A 19,681-nucleotide genomic window follows, 5' to 3' on the forward strand; every position below is an offset into this window, starting at 1 on the left:
GCCGGCATGTTCCGGAGGGGGTGGGTGATGTGGAAGAAGGCCACGCTAACGCAGCAGCTGCTCGCGTTGTTTGGAATCCCGGTTCTGGCGGCTTTCATCGGGGTGGGGTTGCTGGCCTCCGAGCTGGTGCGTGACCGGGTGCAGGGAGAAATCACCGGTAGCGCCCTGGAGCTGACCCGCTCCGGGAGCGCGGCCATCGAGCAGTGGCTTGAGATCCACACAGGGTACGTGCAAACGCTGGCGCGCACCGAGGAGCTGCGCTCCAACGACCGCGATCGGATCACCTCCTTGCTTGAGACCCAGGGCGAGAGCATGAGTGATGAGTACGAGGTGCTCATCTTCGTGGACACTGAAGGTACGGCGCACTACCACCACGGCGGGGATCCGACGGACAATTCGGGGCGGGACTACTGGCAGAGCATTGTCGAGCGCGAGGAGGTGTCCACCGTCATCTCCGACCCTCTCTACTCAACGAGTACCGGCAACCCCATCACGGTGATCGCGCAGCGGGTGGAGGATGAGGCCGGGGAGGTCATCGGGTTGGTTGCTGTCACGGTGACCCTGGATACCCTGGCAGAGGTGGTGGCGGAGACGACCGCGCGAGAGGACGCCGTACCGTGGGCCATGAGCACCGACGGTGTGATTATCGCCCACCCTGATGAAGACGTCCGCATGGAGATGAACGCGCTGGACTCGGGGGATGCTTCCTACCGTGCAATGGCCGAGTCGATGCAAGCCGGGGAAGAGGGTGTCGCACACTTCGAACAGCGCTATGGCGAGCCTTTCACCGGGGTCTACGCGCCGATTGAAGGGGGAGCCGGATGGTCACTGGGCGTGGCAATCCCGGATCGCGTGCTACTCGCCACGGTCAACGAGCTACGCACTGCCCTCGCTGGCGCGTTCCTGGTGGCCTTGCTGGCACTCGGTGCCGTGATCGTTCTGGTCGCCCGGCGAATCAGCCAACCGATCAAGAACACCCGGGATGCGCTGGCGGAGATCGCCTCCGGGGACGCGGACCTGACCCAGCGCCTTACAGTCCACCGCGATGATGAGCTGGGGCAACTCAGTGCGCGTTTCAACGACTTTGTCGAGCAGATTCAAGGCCTGGTCCAGCAGGTATCAGGCTCGGCGAGCCAGCTCTCGGCGGCTGCCGAGGAGCTCTCGGCCTCGGTGGGCGAGACGCGTGACCAACTTCAGGACCAGCAATCGGAGACAGACCAGGTTGCAACGTCGATGAATGAGATGTCGGCGACCATCCAACAGGTCTCGGAGAATGCAGCCCACGCCGCGACAGCTGCCGGGGATTCCGACAAGGCCGCTCGGGAAGGGATGGAGATTGCAGAGAGCAATGCCGCGGGTATCCAGGAAGTGGCGGGGAATGCGGAAAAGGCCGCGGAGGTCGTCAAGCAGCTGAACCACGACGCAGAGCAGGTCGGAACCGTTCTGGATGTTATCCACGCGATCACCGAACAGACCAATCTGCTCGCTCTGAATGCGGCGATCGAGGCGGCTCGTGCGGGCGATCACGGGCGCGGTTTCTCCGTTGTCGCCGACGAAGTGCGGCAGCTGGCCAGCCGGACACAGACATCCACCGGGGAGATCCGGGAGATCGTCGAGACGTTGCAGAGCCGTATACGCGACGCCAGTGAGACGATCGAGGCCGGACACGCCTCGTCCGCGGAGGCAGTGGAGCGGGCCAGAATGGCATCCGAGTCGCTGCAGTCCATCAATCGTGCGACGGGGCACATCAACGACATGAACACCCAGATCGCAAGTGCCGCCGAGGAGCAGTCGGCGGCCGCTGAGGATATCAATCGTTCGTTGAGTCAGATCAAGGAGGGTGTCGATGCGACGGCCGATGGTGCCTCGCAGGTGTCGGCGGCCAGCGAGGAGGTCGCGCAGCTCGCATCGTCGTTGCAGGACCGGGTTCAGAGGTTTCGAGTATAGTACCCGTCCGACGGGCGTGTGGTAGATGTCGCTGAAGTTGCCTCCGTTGTTCCCGGGGGCGCCACCCGTGCTGTCCATAAGACGGGCCTGTCGGCCTGGCTGTGTGTTATGTCTAGATGCTTCTCTTGAATTGAGTGTCGGTAAGAGAAATGACTGAAATGGCCCGTCGGGAAAAGCGGTCTTTGATTGTTGCCATGGTTGGCAGTGTGGTAATGGGCGTGGCTGGCGTTGCAGCGGGTCTGCTGGGTAACTCGGCAGCGATCATGCTGGATGGGCTTTTTTCCGCAATAGCATTTATTTTTGCGTTTCTTGGTTTGCGGATTAGTCAAAGGCTTAACAATAGCCCTGACAATGTGCGGCCGATGGGCTATGCGGCCGAGGAGTCCTTGTTTGCGACGTTTAGATCTCTGACAATCATCGGGTTGATAATTTTCGCTGCGGGTTCTGCGGCCATCTCCATACATGCCTACTTTGTGTATGGCGAGGATTCCGGGTTGGTTTTTGGGCCAATCCTGATATATTTCTTTTTCATTGGGGTTCTGTGCGCCTTCCTTTGGGTGTTTCATTATCGGCACTGGGTGTTGAGTGGTAGACGCAGTGATATCTTGCGATTGGAGGCAAAAGCAGTCGCTTTTGACGGCTTGATCACCGGGATTGTTGCTTTGGGTTTTGTTGGGGTTTACTTTTTCCAGAATGGCTTTATTGCCCCGGTTGTGCCTGTTGCAGACTCCTTGATTGTGCTGACTCTTTGTATTGTTTTCGTAGGGCAGTTCTGGAATGACCTGAAGGTGGGTATTGGTGAGCTGGTTGGGGCTTCCGCTCAGCCACGTGAAGTTGCTGCTGCTCGGCGAGCTGCCCGCCCTGTATTACGGGAGTCGGGAGGCTGCGCACAGGATTTCACTGTTATCAAGATGGGGCGGACCCACGTGGTTACGGTCTACTATAACCCCATGAGTAAAGTGTTGGCCTCTGAGGTTGATGCGCTTCGGGATAAACTGACTCAGGCCATCCAGAATGCTCTGGAAGGTGCTGAGGTGTTTCTTCTCGTTTCCGAGCGGTCGCGGGCCGGATAAGGTGTTTGCTTTTACAGTACATACAAACAGCAAGGGTTTCTGTTTATTCAGGCGTTAGACATGGAAATGAGTTTCTACGCCACCATTGTCAGATGGATCTCCGAAGATCCTATGCGAATGGATGCGCTGGAGAGTGCTCGATCGCTCAATATGCCCGATTGGTGTCTTGCAGCTGGTTTCGTCCGGAATCTATTGTGGGATCGGCTTCATGGCTTTGAGCAGACGACAAGTCTAAATGATATCGATCTGATTTACTTTGACGATCTGAATACGGATAAAAATATAGATCGTGCTTTGGAGTATAGGTTGAGGACTAAAGACAGCCTCCCGTGGTCAGTAAAGAATCAAGCGAGAATGCATACCCGTAACTCTGACGGCCCCTACTCATCTACGGAAGATGCCATGAGTTATTGGGTTGAGGTTGAAACAGCAGTAGGTGCGGCGTTAAGCAACAACGGGCAGATAAGGATAGTGGCGCCATTTGGCGTTGATCAGTTGTTCCAGTATTCGATTACCCCAAACCCAAAGAGATTGAAGATGGAGCAGTTTGAGCAGCGAATCAGAAAGAAAGGCTGGTTACAGACTTGGCCCGAGCTCGCTGTCAACCATTCCAAATAAACCGGAGCTGTCTCGGTGCCAGCGCAAGGTGCATCTGGCGAGCTCGAACAGTACAGTAGATCCGCTGGATGAACATCTGGCCGGGCGCCTTGAGGAGTGGCAGTCGCGGCAATCGAAGCGTCACTTCGAGCGTCCGTTAGTTATCTCTCTTATAAGTGTCCCCGGTATGAATCGTTTCCAGCGGGCTTTTGTGCCTTAGCTTGATCCGGAAGCATGATCCGTTGACGGAGGCGGAGGTAGCCGAGTTGCGTATCAGCGATGCTGTCGAATTGCAGTTGCTCAGCACGCACCACACGGAGGAGCTTTTTCGGCTCATCGATGCGAACAGGGAGCACCTGCGAGAGTGGCTGCCTTGGGTTGATGCGAACAGGTCACCGGCTGACACGGAATCGTTCATAAGGTCGGCCATCAACCAACACGAATCTGGTAAAGGGCCGCAGTATGCCGTGTTCTACAGCACGGTTATGTGTGGGGTGTGCGGGTTTCATCCGTTCGACGTCACAAACAGGATTGGAGGTATCGGGTACTGGTTGGGCCGAGCCTATGCAGGACAAGGCGTTATGACGTTGTCGGTGAGAGCGCTGGTTGAAGCGGGCTTTCGGGAGTATGGGCTAAACCGGATCGATATCGCCTGTGCTACGGGCAATGCGCGAAGCAGAGCTATTCCCGAGCGCTTGGGATTCACCTTCGAGGGCATTCTCCGCGAGCGTGAGTATCTACACGGCAGGTCTGTCGATCATGCCGTATATTCGATGTGGGCATCGGAGTCTCGTTTAACAAGGCGTCGCACCTGACAAGGCCGGGACAAGATACTAGGTGCCATAGGGAGATTGCACATGGTTTGGCCGATTTATGCAGCATTGCTGGGAATCGTGTTCGTGCTGCTCAGCGTTCGGACTTTGCGGTTGCGGAAGCGGCTGCGGATCGCTGTTGGCGATGGTGGCAATGCGCTCATGCTTCGTGCCATGCGCGTTCATGGGAATTTCGCGGAGTATGTCCCGCTGGCCTTGCTGTTGATTGCCGGTGCAGAGGTACTGTCAGCCCCGGCGGTTTTGGTCCACGGCCTGGGCATCGCCCTGCTTGTCGGTCGCGTGGTCCATGCTTTCGGTGTGTCGCACGAGGCGGAGGTGTTCGCTTATCGCGTCGGGGGCATGGCACTCACGTTTAGCTGCTATGTGGTGGCAGCTGCTGCAATAGTCTGGTTGACCGTTACAGGTGTCGCCTGACGATCACATCGAACAGGCTGCCACTTTCCGGGGCCGGTGATGGGCGGCGTTACGTGTTCCCCAACTCAAGGGGCTGATCATGAGTGTAGAATTCAAGCCAGGCAAGAACATTGCCATGAAAATACCAACTCACGAATACGAGAGTACCGTCCGTTTCTACCGAGAAATCCTGCGATTCAGAGAACTCACCGGGAACGGTGAAAACGACACTCCGAAATTTGAGTTTGGCGACAAAGTGCTTTGGCTAGACCGTATGCCGGGGTTGAGTCAGTCTGAAATATGGCTGGAGGTCGTTGCCAGTGATATCGGTGAGGCCTCTGAGTATCTTAAAGACCAAGGCTGTCACCGTAGGGATGAGATCGAGCCGCTTCCGAGTGGATTCAAGGCATTCTGGGTGTCTAGCCCATCAAACATAATCCATCTGGTTTCATCCAGTGATCACACGTAAAAAATCCATAAAATCCGCTCCCTGTGATCGCCGGACGCCCGTTCCATCCGCCGCTAATGGCGGGTGTTATGAATAGTGTACGAGGATTAGTCGAGGATCGGCCGGTCATGCGAAAGGAGATTGATCCTTTATAACCATGCCTTGGACCGGGCGAGCCGGTGAACGCGACGTTAGGCGGCACTTCGAAGGATGCGTTTATGCCCCACGTAACAATTCTGTACGCCGGTCTTCTCGGTATTCTATCGCTTGTTCTTTCTGCTCTTAGCGGACGGATCCGAGGAAAGATCGGCGCTTCAGTCGGAGATGGTGGTAGTAGGGAAATGCTGCTTTCCATGCGCCGCCACTCGAACTTTGTGGAGTACGTGCCTCTAGCGTTGTTGCTCATTGCCCTATTGGAAATGAATGGCGTTACTCCGACGGCAATTCATATCATGGGTGCTGCGCTGGTCATATGCCGTATCTTTCACGCTGCTGGATTACGCGCAGAAAAGATGAACACTGCCGGGCGTTTTATTGGGCATGCAGGCACATTTCTCATCACATTAATCGCATCGGTCTGGGCGATTGCCGTATATGTGGGCGGTAGCGCCTGACCGTTGACTCAAGCGGACGCCGTTTCGGCTGAGCGCTGGCGTTACCCATTACTGAATTCGTTCGTTGCGGTCGGCGGGCGCTCGTTATGTCGCGCTCCTGCTGCAGACGTAATATGGTTGAAGCCGGGGGTGAGTTGATGCTTTTTCGAAAGAAGTTCCTTGAGGGCATGCGCGCGGGCGTCTTTACCCTGGCATTTCGGCGCTGGCGTAGGCCATCCGTGCGAAGGGGCGGTACGTTGCTCACTCCTGTCGGGCAACTCAACATCAAGTCTGTGGAGGAAGTAGCGCTAAACTCCATATCGGCAGAAGATGCTTACCGCGCCGGGTACGAGTCGAAAAAGGAGTTGCTCGACGAGTTACGGCGTCGGAGCGACGGTAAAATCTATCGAGTCGAACTGGGACCGTTACTGCCAGATCCACGAATCGCCCTACGCGAAACACGGGCTGCCACAGACGAGGAGCTCCAGGATCTGCGAGGTCGGCTAAGTCGATTGGATGCACGCGCCTCGGAGGGAGCGTGGACCTATCGAACCTTGGAAGCCTTGAGCCTTCATCCGGGAGTTCGTGCAGGGGATTTGTGTGGTCTCGTCGATCAGGAGAAGGAGCGGTTCAAACTTAACGTGAGGAAGCTGAAGAACCTTGGGCTGAGCGAGAGCCTTGGGACGGGTTACCGTTTGTCACCACGCGGTGAAGCGCTGCTCGACTTCCTGCGTTCAAAGGCGAGTAGTAACGCCACATAACAATCGGTCACAGCCGGCTCAGGATCGTGAGAAGACGGTCGGCGGTAAGTGCTGAAACGCTGGGCCGCGACCCCAGCGGTTCGGCATACGCTCTCGCCCGGCGTTCAGTGGCTGCGTCCACCTATGATGGGGGCGATGCGCTCCCCGTATACTTGTTGGCTGCCTTCGCTGGCCACCAGGCGGCGGCCAGTAGTATGAGCAGCGCGGGCCACTCGACGAACTCCGGCAGCAGTTCCCCGCCCTGGCTGAGCTGGGCCTGCAGAGCGATGCCGGTCCGGGCAATGGCGAGATCGGTCAGCCAGCCGGCTGCCACCGCACAGACCAGTACGCCACCGAGATACAGGAGAACGGCCGGGGTACCCATCTCGCGGCGATAAACCGTCAGGGTGGCCAGGCTGGTGATGGGCGCTGCGAGCAGGAAAACCAGAACCGTGCCGGGTGACAGCCCGGCCACCAGCAAGCCCAGCGCAATGGGCGTGGCCGCCGCTGCACAGATGTAGAGTGGCAGGCCGACCACGGCCATCAGTATCTTGGGCAGCAGGCCGGAGCCCAGATCAGACAGCATCTCGGGTGATACCAGGGCCATCAGCACGCCAGCCAGTACGATGCCGGCCACCAGCCAGTTGCGGATGTCGCGCAGCAGGTCGCCGAAGGCGTAGCGGAAGCCGGCCTTGAGGGTGTCGATGTGCGCAGGGTTTGCAGCAACGTCAGCCGTTGCCTCGTGGGTATGGCCTGGGCCACTGCAGCAGCCGGAGATGTCTGACGGCTCGGGGATCTGCTGTCTTGTGCCGGTGACGGTTACCAACAGGCCGGTGACAATGGCACTGCCGATGGCTCCCAGCATGCGTGCGACCAGCATGAAAGGCCCCAGCAGCGCATAGGTCAGTGCCAGCGAGTCGGCGCCCACACCGGGTGTGCCTATCAGAAAGGCAGTGGTTGGGCCTCGGCTGGCGCCGTTGCGATGCAGGGTCAGGGCAACGGGTATGGCGCCGCAGGAGCAGAGCGGCAGTGGGGTGCCGATCAGGGCGCCGCGCGTAATGCTGCCCAGCCCCGAGCCGCCCAGCCAGCGTTGCAGCAGGTGCTCGGGAAACCACGCCTTGATGAGAGCGGCCAGCGTCAGGCCGATCAGCAGCCACGGTGCAGCAGTGAGCGCCAGTTCCAGCACAGAATTCAGGATCGACACGGCAGAACCCTTCCCCGGTTACTGAGTATTCTGTGCTAGGCTAAACCCTGTAATCGTTACAGGGTAAAGGCCTGGGGGTGAAGGCGATGAACGGCTTGTTGATTGGTGACGTTGCGGCGCAATCCGGCTGTTCGCGGGAGACCATCCGCCATTACGAGAAACTGGGCCTGCTGGCCAAGCCGAAGCGTCAGGCCAATGGCTATCGCTGTTACCCTCCGGACGCTGTGAAGCGGCTGCGGTTTATTCGCCACGGTCGGCAACTGGGATTGGAACTGGCCACCATCCAGGAGCTGCTGGCACTGTCGGACTACCCGGAAGACGACTGCACGCAGATCAACCGAATTGCCGAGGACCACCTGCACCGGGTGGAAACGCAGATTGCCCGCTTGCAGCGACTGGCGGCCGAGCTGCGGTCCGTGGTCCGCCAGTGCCAGGGTGGCCGGGTAGCCGAGTGCCGCATTGTCGAGTCGCTTTATCACGAAGCGTGAAAACATCTTGGTTCACGCCACCCAGCACAGCACGAAGCAGCTCCCACGCCGGCATTTGATGTCTCTCCGGGTGTTCACGCCCTGCTGGTTGCCCGGGCCCTCGCGCATCGCCAACTGATAGTGAACAACTCCCTGATGCTGGACTGAGTCCGGCAGCCGAAGGCTGTGAATCGATGCCGGTTGTTCAGCATCACATCACATAAAGACATATTTTATTCTTGTCCAGGTCTCGTACGTACGCAGCGTATCGCCCTGATCTCATGCCTGGTTCACCTTCACTTGCGCCTCCCAGGTCCAATGCCTTCTTGTATAGTCGCTCGACTTCTTCGGAAGAATCGACGTTAAGACCAAGCATTGTACCGTTCCCGTTCGTGGCATCTTCTCCATCAAATGGCTCAACTATGCCAAACATAAACTCCCCATTTGCCCATAATGTCATACGGCCTTCGGAGTATATTTTATTGGTACCGCTGCCTTCGAAAAACGCATCATAGAAGGCAATTGATCTCCGCATATCGTTCGTTCCGAAAAGAAAGTAATTCATCTTCATTGATCAAAACTCCTGAAGACACGTGATGCCTAAGGCTCGGGTTAACCTGTTCGATTATCTCATCGCAAGTCCGGTAGCCCCCCGGCACCCAACTGTAGATCGAGAGCACTGGCACACACGGGCCGATGTGCTTGCGGTCAGTGTAGGAGAGTCTCACGAACTTCGACATGATCAACGAGTCGCTTATCAGGCTACGCTCCTAATTTACCGGTGAGCGTGGCGTTGGGCGCTCCAGAAATGCCACCCTCCTGTCGAAAGTCGGTGTTCGAGTTCGACCGGTTCATTGGAGCCGACGGATCGAATTTGTGCAGCCTGCTTGTGCGGGCGTTCGGTGTGCTCGGTGTTTGCCAGGGAGCTCTTGATGAAGACGATCGGGCTGATCGGTGGTATGAGCTGGGAGTCGACGGTGCCGTACTACCGGCAGATCAATGAGGAGGTTCGGGAGCGGCTGGGTGGTTTGCACTCGGCAAAGATCATCTTGTATAGCGTTGACTTCCACGAGATCGAGCAGCTGCAGCGAGACGGCAATTGGGAGGCGGCTGGGATCATCCTGGCCGATGCTGCGCGTTCACTACAAGCAGCAGGTGCAACGTTCGTGGTGCTGTGCACGAACACGATGCACAGGGTTTCCGGGAGTATCGAGGCCGCTGTCGGGATCCCGCTGCTGCACATCGCGGACACCACGGCCGCGGAGATCAAGCGACATGGTCTGTCGAAGGTGGGGTTGCTTGGCACGCGCTTCACGATGGAACAACCCTTTTACAGGGACAGGTTGCGCGACCGGCACGGGTTTCAAGTACTCGTTCCGCAGGAGCAGGACCGCGGCACGGTTCACCGCATCATCTACGAGGAGCTCTGCCTTGGAGTCGTACAGCCCGAGTCCCGGACCGCCTACCGGCGGATCATGAAGGACCTCGCGGCTCAAGGGGCACAGTCCATCATCCTGGGGTGCACGGAGATCTCTCTTCTCGTAAGCCAGCAGGACTCCGAAGTGCCGCTCTTTGATACCACGGCCATCCACGCACGGGCGGCCGCTGAGGAAGCACTGGCTTCATGATGGTCGAGTCCAGGCTAAGAATGGGGCTGACTCGTACGCTGGCGCGCCAGGGCCGAGCGGATGTGCAGGGCGTTGAGCGGCAATGGGGATTGCCCGCAGAAAGGGGTTGGCCATGACGACGACCATACGCCACGAAGCACCGACGGATGCCGATGCCATCCACGGTCTGACCACGGCGGCGTTCCTCGACGCGCCGCACTCGGATGGGACGGAGCCGTTCATCGTCGACGCCCTGCGCGCGGCGGGCGCCCTGGACATCTCGCTTGTGGCGGAGCAGGCCGGAGAGATCGTCGGTCACGTGGCGGTGTCGCCGGTGACGGTCTCAGACGGATCGTGCGGCTGGTACGGACTTGGCCCGATCTCGGTCCACCCGGAGCGGCAGGGGCAGGGGATCGGGAGCGAGCTTGTGCGCACCGCCTTGCGCTGCCTCCAGGAGCGGAGTGCGGCCGGCTGCGTGCTTCTCGGTGAGCCCGCTTACTACGCCCGCTTCGGTTTCAGGCCGGAGCCTGGACTGACTCTCCCGGATGTACCGCCCGCGTACTTTCAGGCGCTGGCGCTCGGCGCATCCGTTCCGCACGGGGTGGTCTCCTATCATGAGGCATTCCACCCACGGGGCTAGTCTGCCTGGTTTGCCAAGTCGCATAATGTCGCAGAGGCCCGGTTCCGATTCGGGACGGCGAGTGCATGTACCACGCCTCTGGATGAAGTGGCGTACGTAATGCCCGATGCCACCGTGTTCAGTCCGGATCGAATAGCCGTGCGCCCGGTCCGGCCTGTGCCGCGACATCCGAGGGGTTACGCAGCGGGCAGCTTTCCAGCGACAAACAGCCACACCCGATGCAGTCATCAAGCTGGTCGCGCAGTTTGCACAATTTGTCGATTCGCTCGTCCAGTTGGGCGCGCCATGCATCCGACAGTTGTCTCCAGTCGGATGCGGTCGGGGTCCGGCCTTCCGGTAGCGTTGACAGCGCATCGGCAATCTCGTCAAGCGGAATTCCGATCCGCTGGGCCGCCTTGATCACGGCGACTCTCCTGAGCGTGTCCCGCGCATAGCGGCGATGCCCGCTCGCATTGCGGGTGCTTCGGATCAACCCCCGCGATTCGTAGAAGCGTAGTGCGGAGGTCTGCAGGCCGGCGCGCCTGGCGACTTCGCCGACGGTGAGGGTTTCGCGAGGGGGGCTGGGGTGATGCGCGTTCATGAAAAATCCTTGACTTAAAGTTAACTTTAACTCTTACGCTCTCTACTGTCACATTTCAAGGCACGGGAGTTGAAGCAATGAGCGAGCATTTGAGGGAACGATCAAAAGTAGCGCTGATCCTGGGAAGCGCCTGCGAGGGCCGGCTCTGCGATACGGTCGCGGCCTGGGTGGAGCAGAGTGTGCGGGCCGGGGGCGAGTTCGAGATTGACGTCATTGACCCTTTGGCGCTCGAGCTGCCGGTGCGCCACGAGCATGAGGACGGGCCGGCGGTGCAGGCATTGCAGCAGCGTCTCGCCGATGCCGATGCCTTCATCGTGGTCACGCCGGAATACAACCACAGCTATCCGGCAGCACTGAAGTTCCTCATCGATTCCGTTTACGAGGCCTGGCAGGCCAAGCCGGTGGCCTTTGTGTCCTACGGGGGAATCGCGGGCGGACTGCGCGCGGTTGAGCATCTGCGGCATGTGTTCGCCGAACTGCACGCTGTGGGCATACGTGATGTGGTGAGTTTCGCCAACGTCTGGGAATCTATCGATGAGCGCAGCGGGGAGCTGCGGGGGTCCACGTCGGCTGAGCGCAGCATGAGCACGTTGCTGTCCCGGTTGCACTGGTGGGCGGAGGCCTTGCGCCACGCACGTCTTGTCAGGCCCTACCAGCAGGTGGCGTGAGCCGTCTGACATGACGGGGCTGTCATGCTCTGCGGCCATCGATTGCCGTCAGGGCCTCCTCCAGCCGGCTGACGGTCCGGTCCACATGCTGGAGCTTGTCCAGCCCGAACAGGCCGATCCGGAACGTGCGGAAGTCCTCCGGCTCGTCGCACATGAGTGGCACGCCGGCTGCCGTCTGCAGGCCCCGGTCCGCGAAGGCACGGCCGTTGTGCAGGACGGGGTTGTCGGTGTGGCAGACGACGACACCCGGCGCCTGGAATCCCTCGGCGGCGACGCTGGCAAAGCCGTGTTCCGAGAGCAGCCCGCGGACCCGGTTACCCAGCTCGGTCTGCCGTTCCCGAAGGGTTTCGAGGCCGGCCGCCTCGGTCTCCCGCAGGGTGTCGCGGAAGCGGGCCAGGCTGTCCGTGGGCATGGTGGCGTGATAGGCGTGGCCGCCGTCTTCGTAGGCGCGCATGATGGCGCGCCACTTGCCGAGGTCCAGCGTAAAACTCGTGCTGGTGGTCTGCGCCAGGCGCTCCTCCGCTGCGGCGCTCAGCATCACCAGTCCGGCGCAGGGCGACGCGCTCCAGCCCTTCTGTGGTGCGCTGATGAGTACGTCGACGCCCAGCGCCCGCATGTCCACCCACAGCGCGCCGGAGGCGATGCAGTCGAGGACGAACAGGCCGCCGACTTCGTGTGCCGCGTCGGCGAGGGCGCGCACGTAGTCGTCCGGCAGCAGAATGCCGGATGCGGTCTCCACATGCGGTGCGAAGACGACGGCCGGCTGCTCCGCGCGGATGGCCGCCACGGCCTCCTCCACCGGCGGCGGAGCATATGCGGCTGGGTGCTGCGTGGTGGTGGGCCGCGCCTTGAGCACGGCGGCGGCGGAGGCGATGCCGCCGGTGTCGAGGATCTGCGTCCAGCGATAGCTGAACCAGCCGTTGCGGATCACCAGGCAGCGCTGGCCGGTGGCGAACTGGCGCGCCACCGCCTCCATGGCGCAGGTGCCGCCTCCGGGGACCACGACGGCCGCCTCGGCTTCGTAGACGCACCGCAGCCCGGCCGACAGGTCGCGCATCACGCCCTGGAACGCGGCGGACATGTGGTTCATGGAGCGATCGGTGAACACCACCGAGTATTCCAGGAGTTGGCGTGGTTTCTGCCCCGGTGCCTGCGCGGACATGCGAGCCTCCAGCGTGGTTGTTGCCGACAGGGACAGGTGTACGCCGATTGGCCGTTGTTCGGCAAGTGGCGTGATGAGGCTGTCGAAACCGGTACACTTGCAGCTGGCTCCTGACATACACAGCAAGGCGGCCGGATGACCAACATCGTAATATTCGAAGACGATAGCCAGCCGGTGGAAGTCCGCCTGGAAGGGGAGACTGTCTGGCTTACCCAGAAGCAGATGGCGGACCTGTTCGGCAAGGATCTGCGCACCGTCAATGAGCACATCAGTAATGTGTTCGACGACGGTGAGCTGGACCGGAAGGGAACGATCCGGAGTTTCCGGATGGTTCGTCAGGAGGGAAACCGACAGGTCCAGCGCGCCATCGAGCATTACAATCTCGATGTCATCATTTCAGTGGGTTATCGGGTCAAATCTCACCAGGGCGTGCGCTTCCGCCAGTGGGCCACCCGCGTCCTGCGCGAACACCTCACCCAAGGTTTCAGCGTCAGCGAGCATCGCCTGGCTCAGCGGGGACTCTCCGAGCTTGAGCGGGCCGTGGGGCTGCTTGGCGAGACGCTTAGGCGGCAGGAACGGGTTTCGGATGTGGGGCAGGAGGCGGTGGGCCTGATTCTCGGCTACGCCCGCACCTGGCGCCTGCTACAGGACTACGACGAAGGCGCCCTGGGGGTGCCGCCCGGTGCCCGGCCCGCTCGTGGGGTGCTCGCCTTCGATGAAGCGCGCCATGCGCTGGATGCCCTGGCCGGAGAGCTGCGCGAACGGGGCGAGGCGACGGAGCTGTTCGCCCGGGACCGGGGCGACGGCCTCGTTTCGATTCTGGGCAACCTGGAACAGAGCATGTTCGGCGAGCCGCTGTACAGGACCCGAGAGGAGCGCGCCGCGCATCTGCTCTACTTCGTGATCAAGAACCACCCCTTCTCGGACGGTAACAAGCGCTCCGGCGCCTTTCTCTTCCTGCTCTACCTCCGGTATGAGGGCATGCGCCTGACCCTGAATGAACAAGGTCTGACCGCCCTGACCCTGCTCATCGCCGAAAGCGACCCCAAGGCCAAGGACCTGATGGTGCGGCTGGTGATGAACCTGATCGCCCAGGGGGCTCCTGATACCGCGAGCTGTTGTCCTGAGGGGCATGAAGCCCTGTAGCACGCCCAGCAGCCAGGGATGACCCATCCCCATGATGGCCGTTTGGTAGACTGGAGGGGCATTCGTACCACGCCCTGACTTCACTATCGGAGGCCATCATGACGTCAAGGAAAATGCCGGTTGAGGAGTTCACCACCCCCGATCCCGTGACGGCGAACGAGGGTATGACCGTCGACGAGCTGCGCGCGCTGATGGAGAGGCACGGCATTCGCCACCTCCCCGTGCTGCGCGACGGTGCGGCGGTGGGCGTGGTCAGCGACCGGGATGTGCGCGTGGTGCTGGGGCTGGACTCGTCGGCGAAGCACCAGGTATGTGCGGCGGATATCATGGCGGAGGACCCCCTGACGGTCGCGGCCAGCGCGCCGCTGGACAAAGTGGCCTACGCCATGTCGGATCAGAAGGTCGGCAGTGCCATCGTGATGGACGATGATGGCCTGTTTCTCGGCATCTTCACCGCAAGCGACGCCCTGAATGCGCTGGTGGAGATCGTCCGCGGGGACGACGCCGACGGCCCATGACCCCGCGAGCGTAGGGTGGACCTTCAGGTCCACCATCTTGGCTGGACTGGTGGACCTGAAGGTCCACCCTACGGCCTACAGCCACGGCCGGCGGTGTTACTCCAAGGGGCCCAGCCGCTCGCCGTGGTTCAGCCCCCGGAAGAGCTGGTAGGTGGTGCGCACGGGGGTGCCGTCCACGTTCGGTGCGCCCCGGCCGGCCAGCACGTCCGGCCGGTTGGCCGTGCGCAGCTCGAATGACAGCCGTGTGTGCTCCGTGGCGTTCGGCACCGACGCATGCAGGTGGGCGCCGGAGAAGCATAGGAGGTCGCCGGGCTCGATGCTCACGGGCATCGCCTCCTCCCAAACCGGCGGCTCGGTGGCGAGTGGCAGCAGCGGGTAGTCGGTGTCCGGGCCATCCGCCTTCAGGCGGCGCAGCAGCTCGCCGAAATCCCAGCCCGCGCTGGTGTTGGGCACGGGGCGTTCAAAATAGGCCGGGAAGAAGGCGATGGTGCGCTCCGGCGTGGTCGGCCACACCGGGGCCCACCAGTTGGTCTGTGCCATGATGTTCGACCCCCAGGTGTCCCGGTGCACGCCCAGCGGGCTGATCCGGCGCCCACCGCCGTGGCTGGAGGCACTCTGGACCCGCAGCTCCAGTCCGTCGCCGTAGGTGTCGTCGATGTGCACGCCCACATCCTGAAGTGCCGTGCGCAGCAGCGTGGTTACCGTGTCATCGGCGGCGATTTCGTCCCGCAGCGCCTGAGCTGCTGCGTTGACCGCTACCTCCGGCAACCGCTCATGAACCGACTCCGGATCAGCACCCAGGTGCTGCTGGCAGATCGCCTGCAGTGCATCCACGAGATCCGCCACGGCCGCAAAGCCCCGGAAGACAATCAGGTCGCCGCGGTAGACGCGCTCGTTACGCGCCTGTTCGGCGAGCGGGCCGGATGTGAGGAAGAATGACGCCATGTGCCACCCCTCAGCGCGATCAAACAGTCTGCGCCCTACCGTGCCGCCTTCTGCCAACCACCGATGTCGCGGAACCGCCGCCGGCTTGTTCGCCTCCGCGCGCCCTGCTAGTTTTGCCGGATCTCAAAAGGAGGATCAGATCGATGCAAGGATGCATTCCGATTGTTCGTGGCGTCTCATTCTTTCTTGTTTTCTCGGTTGCACCCGCGCTCTCCGTCAGCGCCGTCGCCGACGCGTGTGAAACGGTCGCGCAGCCGGTCGAGCGCCTGGGAGGCGGCGAGCCGCTTGAGGGCGTCGAGGTTCAAGTCAATCCGCAGTTGCGGGCGTCTGTCCCGGATGGCCCGTCCAGGGTTGTCCACAACAATGTCGTCATCATTCTCGACTACGACGATGGTGCCCGCATCGCGTTTCGGGAGGTAGAGCGTTCCGAGCTGGAGCCGGCCATCGGCGACACGCCCGTTGGCCAGTTCCTGGAGTGGGCGTTCGATACCCCCGTCGACGAGTTACCCGCAGATGATGCCGCCGCGTTCGCCAAAGACTATGGGAAGGGGCTCTGTGCGGAGGCGCTGCAGGCTCGGACGCGCGATGAAGTCGCGATCTACGCTGGCGCGCAGGGGGACGGCAACCGGTTCGCGATCATCGCCAACCAAGCCGACGACCATGGCTTCATGCATGTCTCCACCAGGCAGATGGACAAGGACACGTTTGGGCGCTTACTGGAATCGATAGGAACAAGGAGGTAGAAAAGGGATCTTTGCAGCCGGTGTCGCCGGGCGCTATGTTCATGGAGTCAGTCGAAAGGAGATCGACGGTGATTCTGCGAGACTCAGTGAAGATTGAAGCGGCGCCGGAGGCGGTCTTCGGGTTCTTCGAAGACATGGAGAGCAACTACCTGGAGTGGCACCCGGACCACGTGGTTTTTCAATGGGTGTCCGGGCGGGGCCTGAAGGAGGGCAACGCCTTCTACTTCGAGGAGTACATCCGCGGGAAGTTGTTCAAGAAGCGGGTGGCGTTCACCCGCATTACCCCGGGGCGGCACATCGAGTTCGCGCCCACGTTCTGGCTCATGCGGTTCTTCCTGCCGCGCATGCTGTTTCGCATGGAGCCGCAGCCCGGCGGCTGCGAGTTCATCGCCGAGATCCATCTCAGACTGGGGCCTCTGGCCCGCCGGGCGAACGCCAAGGACCTCGACGCCGTGCGTGAGCACATGCGTGTCGAAGGGGTGAACATCAAACGCATTGTCGAGGCCCGTGCCGACGGGTCGCTGGGCGAGGGGGAGTGAGATGTCCGGGTACGAGCTTGCGCAACTCAACGTCGCCGTTCTGAAGGATTCCCTCGAGTCGCCGCTGCTGGCGGACTTTGTGGCGAATCTCGACCCGATCAACGCCCTCGCCGAAGACACGCCGGGTTTCCTGTGGCGGTTGGAAACGGAGGAAGGCGACGCCACGGCGCTGCGCCCGCTCGGGGATGACATGATCGTGAACATGTCGGTGTGGGAGGATATCGAATCGCTCCACGGCTACGTGTACCGCTCGGCGCACGCGGCGATCATGGCGCGGCGTAAGGAGTGGTTCCACCGCATGGCAGAGGCCTACTCGGTGTTGTGGTGGGTGCCGGCGGGGTATCGGCCGAGCATTGACGAAGCGCTGGAGCGGCTGGATGCCCTGCGCCGGCACGGCCCGCACGCCCAGGCGTTTACCTTCCGTAAACCCTTCCCCGCTCCGGGTGCAGGCGCCATGGATGGCGCGAGCGCCTTCCCCGATGCGTGTCAGGCGGAGTGACGGAGCAGCCGGCGTCGGGTCCCGCACTGGCTGTAGTACCCGTAGGGTGGTCAGTTCAAGCGGAGATTGAGAAGCGGGCACCATGTCGTTAGCGAGCACCGTCGCCCTGTTCGCTGCCATGGCCGCCCTCGCCGCTCTTCCAAGCCTCAGCGTTCTCTTGGTGACGACGCGGGCCGCTTCCTCGGGGTTCCCGCACGGTGTGGCCGTCGCAGTTGGCGTCGTGCTCGGGGATCTGGTCTTCGTCGCGCTGGCCGTTTTCGGGCTGGTGGTTGTGGCCGAGCTGATGGGCGCATGGTTCCCGTGGGTGAAGCTCGCCGCGGGCGTCTATCTCATCTGGCTCGGGACGCAGTTGTGGCGGCAAGCCCCGGCCGGGTCCGGGCGACCCGAGGCGCGTGCCGGGTCTCTGTTCGGAAGCGCCACAGCCGGCCTTCTCCTGACGCTCTCGGATCAGAAGGCGGTGGTGTTTTATTTCGCGTTCTTCCCGGCGTTCGTTGAACCGGCCAGCCTGTCCTGGCCGGACGTTGCGCTCATTGTTGGCGTCACCGTGTTCGCGGTGGGTGGTGTGAAGACCCTGTACGCCTGGGCCGCGGCACGCAGCGGGGCGCTGGTCAGCTCTGCCTGGGATGTCGTGCTCAGCCGCGGCGCGGGCGTCATGCTGATCCTGGCGGGCGCGACGGTACTGGCGAGCGTCGCCCGGCCGTAGGGGCCAGGTTGGTGGATCTTCAGATCCACCAACCTGGCCAAGATGGTGGACCTGAAGGTCCACCCTACGGGACTGTGAGGATCTCGATCCGGCCGCGGGCGAGGCGGATCCAGCCGTCCCGCTCGAAGTCCTTCAGCAGGCGGCTGACCACCTCCCTGGCGGTACCCAGCTCCACCGCCAGTGTCTGGTGCGTGATGCTCAACGGGCTGTCCTTTGCGTGGCTGCGCAGCCACTCGGCAAGCCGCACGTCCATGCGCTGAAAGGCGATTTCTTCAACGAGCATCATGAGTGTGTCCAGGCGCTCGCCGTAGGAGACCATGATCTGTCGCCGGAATGGCGCGGAGCGGGCCATGAGCGTGTCGAACAGCGTGTTCGGAAGCAGGATGACGGTTGTGGGTGTCTCCACGATCGCCTCGGCGCGATAGCCGCGGCCGGCCATCAGGCAGCCGATGGACAGGGTGCACACGTCCGCGTCACCGATGCGGTAGAGGACGATCTCATGGCCGGAGCTGCCCGTCATCTGCACACGCACGCTGCCCGCTAGCACCAGGGGCAGGCCCTGGCATTGATCACCCGGGCGGAAGACCTGCTGGCCGGCGGGCAGCTCCACTATCCGGGCCTGCCGTTCCACCTCGCTCAGCAGGTCCGGTTCCATCCCGGTAAAGGCGGGGTGCTCTGCGATGTGCATGGTCTGTCGCTCGCTGATGCGTGCCGTTGGTCTCCCTGATTCTGGATGGTCCCCGGGCTGCTGTCATGCCGCAGGTGGTACTCATTAAGCGGTGTGTGACTTAGTCACTGACGCCTTGTTCAGGTGGGCGCAGCCTGAAGGCAACCGTCACCGCATGCCGAGAGGAGGCAGCCATGTTCAAGCGCAATATGGGCACCGTGGACCGGGCGATTCGCGCCGTGGTGGGGCTGGTTCTGATCAGCCTCGTTTTTCTGGGGCCGCAGACGGCCTGGGGCTGGATCGGCGTCATCCCGCTGGCGACGGCGGCCATGGGCTTCTGCCCCGCCTACAGCCCGCTGGGGCTGTCCACTTGCAAGCGTCACGCTTCAACCAACTGAGAGGAGTCACCTCATGATCCGGCGCGTTTCTGTTGCCGCAATGCTGGCCGTTGTTCTGCTCATCGGTCAGTCCGCCCATGCCGAGGAGCCGGAGCATCTGCTCACGGTGGTCACCTCCGGCTCCAATGAAACCCAGGCCATGGCCATGATCCTGACCGCGCAGTATCTGCAGCAGGGCGGCAGCGCCCAGGTGCTGCTCTGCGACTCGGCGGGTGAGCTGGCGCTGGAAGATTCCGACATGGGGGCGGGCGTGGTCCAGCCCGCCGACGCCTCCCCGCGTCAGATGGTTGGGAACCTGATGGAAGCGGGGGTGGAGGTGCAGGTCTGTGCCATCTTCCTGCCCGGCCGGGACAAGACGGAAGACGACCTCATTGAGGGCGTGACCGTCGCCCGCCCGGACGCCATCGCCAGGACCATGGCGGAGCGGGACACCAAGCTGTTCACCAACTGAGCCCGCAAGCCGTAGAACCGTAGAACGTAGGGCGGACCTTCAGGTCCACCAGCCCCTTCAGATCCAGCCAAGATGGTGGACCTGAAGGTCCACCCTACGGTCCCTACGACCGCTCGCGCA

The 19,681-nt window shown here is 61.8% G+C and carries 26 protein-coding genes; 20 read left to right on the forward strand and 6 right to left on the reverse strand.

Translation table 11 applies throughout. The features are described 5' to 3' along the window. Positions 1-27 precede the first annotated feature (27 nt). From BMZ02_RS19295 to BMZ02_RS10385, 8 genes are all read left to right on the forward strand, one after another. Positions 28-1,947 (forward strand): methyl-accepting chemotaxis protein, encoded by a 1,920-nt coding sequence (locus BMZ02_RS19295; protein WP_171909892.1) that lies wholly within the window; start codon positions 28-30, stop codon positions 1,945-1,947. A gap of 149 nt (positions 1,948-2,096) precedes the next feature. Next, on the forward strand, positions 2,097-3,020 hold the full coding sequence (locus BMZ02_RS10355) for a cation efflux transmembrane domain-containing protein (protein WP_091643241.1): 924 nt from the start codon (positions 2,097-2,099) through the stop codon (positions 3,018-3,020). 60 nt (positions 3,021-3,080) lie between these two features. After that, positions 3,081-3,638, forward strand: coding sequence for a nucleotidyltransferase family protein (locus BMZ02_RS10360; protein ID WP_216110808.1), 558 nt, complete (start codon positions 3,081-3,083; stop codon positions 3,636-3,638). 275 nt (positions 3,639-3,913) lie between these two features. Next, positions 3,914-4,432, forward strand: coding sequence for a GNAT family N-acetyltransferase (locus BMZ02_RS19425; protein ID WP_425425081.1), 519 nt, complete (start codon positions 3,914-3,916; stop codon positions 4,430-4,432). A gap of 42 nt (positions 4,433-4,474) precedes the next feature. Next, complete coding sequence (locus BMZ02_RS10370) at positions 4,475-4,864, forward strand: MAPEG family protein (RefSeq protein WP_091643244.1); 390 nt, start codon at positions 4,475-4,477, stop codon at positions 4,862-4,864. A 79-nt stretch (positions 4,865-4,943) separates the two neighbouring features. After that, on the forward strand, positions 4,944-5,312 hold the full coding sequence (locus BMZ02_RS10375; RefSeq protein WP_091643246.1) for a VOC family protein: 369 nt from the start codon (positions 4,944-4,946) through the stop codon (positions 5,310-5,312). Between the two features lie 197 nt (positions 5,313-5,509). Continuing rightward, positions 5,510-5,905, forward strand: a complete 396-nt coding sequence (locus tag BMZ02_RS10380; RefSeq protein ID WP_091643249.1) for an MAPEG family protein — start codon at positions 5,510-5,512, stop codon at positions 5,903-5,905. A gap of 113 nt (positions 5,906-6,018) precedes the next feature. Next, positions 6,019-6,645, forward strand: a complete 627-nt coding sequence (locus tag BMZ02_RS10385) for an ASCH domain-containing protein (RefSeq protein ID WP_216110809.1) — start codon at positions 6,019-6,021, stop codon at positions 6,643-6,645. 121 nt (positions 6,646-6,766) lie between these two features. Here the strand turns inward: BMZ02_RS10385 and BMZ02_RS10390 are convergent, their stop codons facing one another. After that, the gene (locus BMZ02_RS10390; RefSeq protein WP_091643251.1) at positions 6,767-7,828 is read right to left on the reverse strand and encodes an SO_0444 family Cu/Zn efflux transporter; all 1,062 of its coding nucleotides are present in this window, start codon (positions 7,826-7,828) and stop codon (positions 6,767-6,769) included. An 86-nt stretch (positions 7,829-7,914) separates the two neighbouring features. On the opposite strand from BMZ02_RS10390, the gene BMZ02_RS10395 reads away from it, so the two are divergent. After that, complete coding sequence (locus BMZ02_RS10395; RefSeq protein ID WP_091643254.1) at positions 7,915-8,316, forward strand: MerR family transcriptional regulator; 402 nt, start codon at positions 7,915-7,917, stop codon at positions 8,314-8,316. A 190-nt stretch (positions 8,317-8,506) separates the two neighbouring features. Here the strand turns inward: BMZ02_RS10395 and BMZ02_RS10400 are convergent, their stop codons facing one another. Then, the gene (locus BMZ02_RS10400) at positions 8,507-8,866 is read right to left on the reverse strand and encodes a VOC family protein (RefSeq protein WP_091643257.1); all 360 of its coding nucleotides are present in this window, start codon (positions 8,864-8,866) and stop codon (positions 8,507-8,509) included. Positions 8,867-9,227: 361 nt separating this feature from the next. Between BMZ02_RS10400 and BMZ02_RS10405 the strand changes: the two genes are divergently transcribed. Then, on the forward strand, positions 9,228-9,923 hold the full coding sequence (locus BMZ02_RS10405; protein ID WP_091643259.1) for an aspartate/glutamate racemase family protein: 696 nt from the start codon (positions 9,228-9,230) through the stop codon (positions 9,921-9,923). 112 nt (positions 9,924-10,035) lie between these two features. Continuing rightward, positions 10,036-10,542: a GNAT family N-acetyltransferase gene (locus BMZ02_RS10410; protein WP_091644049.1), complete on the forward strand. Its 507-nt coding sequence runs from the start codon at positions 10,036-10,038 to the stop codon at positions 10,540-10,542. Positions 10,543-10,660: 118 nt separating this feature from the next. Here BMZ02_RS10410 and soxR read toward each other — a convergent pair whose 3' ends face one another. Further along, positions 10,661-11,122, reverse strand: coding sequence for a redox-sensitive transcriptional activator SoxR (gene soxR / locus BMZ02_RS10415; protein ID WP_091643262.1), 462 nt, complete (start codon positions 11,120-11,122; stop codon positions 10,661-10,663). Positions 11,123-11,199: 77 nt separating this feature from the next. Here soxR and BMZ02_RS10420 point away from each other — a divergent pair, with 77 nt between their 5' ends. Then, positions 11,200-11,790 (forward strand): NADPH-dependent FMN reductase, encoded by a 591-nt coding sequence (locus BMZ02_RS10420; protein WP_091643263.1) that lies wholly within the window; start codon positions 11,200-11,202, stop codon positions 11,788-11,790. A gap of 22 nt (positions 11,791-11,812) precedes the next feature. Here BMZ02_RS10420 and BMZ02_RS10425 read toward each other — a convergent pair whose 3' ends face one another. Further along, positions 11,813-12,952, reverse strand: a complete 1,140-nt coding sequence (locus BMZ02_RS10425; RefSeq protein ID WP_091643266.1) for an aminotransferase class V-fold PLP-dependent enzyme — start codon at positions 12,950-12,952, stop codon at positions 11,813-11,815. Between the two features lie 135 nt (positions 12,953-13,087). Between BMZ02_RS10425 and BMZ02_RS10430 the strand changes: the two genes are divergently transcribed. Both BMZ02_RS10430 and BMZ02_RS10435 read left to right on the forward strand, forming a co-directional pair. After that, positions 13,088-14,098 carry a virulence RhuM family protein/type II toxin-antitoxin system death-on-curing family toxin gene (locus tag BMZ02_RS10430; RefSeq protein ID WP_091643269.1) on the forward strand — a complete coding sequence of 337 codons (1,011 nt, stop codon included), beginning with the start codon at positions 13,088-13,090 and terminating at the stop codon, positions 14,096-14,098. A gap of 98 nt (positions 14,099-14,196) precedes the next feature. Then, complete coding sequence (locus BMZ02_RS10435) at positions 14,197-14,616, forward strand: CBS domain-containing protein (protein WP_091643271.1); 420 nt, start codon at positions 14,197-14,199, stop codon at positions 14,614-14,616. Positions 14,617-14,712: 96 nt separating this feature from the next. Here BMZ02_RS10435 and BMZ02_RS10440 read toward each other — a convergent pair whose 3' ends face one another. After that, positions 14,713-15,561 carry a 2OG-Fe(II) oxygenase family protein gene (locus tag BMZ02_RS10440; RefSeq protein ID WP_091643274.1) on the reverse strand — a complete coding sequence of 283 codons (849 nt, stop codon included), beginning with the start codon at positions 15,559-15,561 and terminating at the stop codon, positions 14,713-14,715. Positions 15,562-15,704: 143 nt separating this feature from the next. On the opposite strand from BMZ02_RS10440, the gene BMZ02_RS10445 reads away from it, so the two are divergent. The 4 genes from BMZ02_RS10445 (at position 15,705) to BMZ02_RS10460 (ending at position 18,045) form a co-directional block, all read left to right on the forward strand. Beyond that, entirely contained in the window at positions 15,705-16,304 is a 600-nt protein-coding gene (locus BMZ02_RS10445; protein WP_091643277.1) for a hypothetical protein, read from the forward strand. Positions 16,305-16,372: 68 nt separating this feature from the next. Further along, complete coding sequence (locus BMZ02_RS10450; protein ID WP_091643279.1) at positions 16,373-16,843, forward strand: SRPBCC family protein; 471 nt, start codon at positions 16,373-16,375, stop codon at positions 16,841-16,843. 1 nt (position 16,844) lies between these two features. After that, on the forward strand, positions 16,845-17,342 hold the full coding sequence (locus BMZ02_RS10455) for a DUF3291 domain-containing protein (RefSeq protein WP_091643282.1): 498 nt from the start codon (positions 16,845-16,847) through the stop codon (positions 17,340-17,342). An 82-nt stretch (positions 17,343-17,424) separates the two neighbouring features. After that, the gene (locus BMZ02_RS10460; protein WP_091643284.1) at positions 17,425-18,045 is read left to right on the forward strand and encodes a LysE family translocator; all 621 of its coding nucleotides are present in this window, start codon (positions 17,425-17,427) and stop codon (positions 18,043-18,045) included. 64 nt (positions 18,046-18,109) lie between these two features. Here BMZ02_RS10460 and BMZ02_RS10465 read toward each other — a convergent pair whose 3' ends face one another. Then, positions 18,110-18,733 carry a Crp/Fnr family transcriptional regulator gene (locus tag BMZ02_RS10465; RefSeq protein WP_245754009.1) on the reverse strand — a complete coding sequence of 208 codons (624 nt, stop codon included), beginning with the start codon at positions 18,731-18,733 and terminating at the stop codon, positions 18,110-18,112. Positions 18,734-18,906: 173 nt separating this feature from the next. On the opposite strand from BMZ02_RS10465, the gene BMZ02_RS10470 reads away from it, so the two are divergent. Both BMZ02_RS10470 and BMZ02_RS10475 read left to right on the forward strand, forming a co-directional pair. Next, a complete protein-coding gene (locus BMZ02_RS10470; protein WP_216110810.1) occupies positions 18,907-19,110 on the forward strand; it encodes a YgaP family membrane protein in 204 nt (67 codons plus the stop codon). A gap of 13 nt (positions 19,111-19,123) precedes the next feature. After that, a complete protein-coding gene (locus tag BMZ02_RS10475; protein WP_139209198.1) occupies positions 19,124-19,561 on the forward strand; it encodes a DsrE family protein in 438 nt (145 codons plus the stop codon). The last annotated feature ends 120 nt before the right edge of the window (positions 19,562-19,681 follow it).

This window comes from Aquisalimonas asiatica, from assembly GCF_900110585.1.
Classification (GTDB): Bacteria; Pseudomonadota; Gammaproteobacteria; order Nitrococcales; family Aquisalimonadaceae; genus Aquisalimonas; species Aquisalimonas asiatica.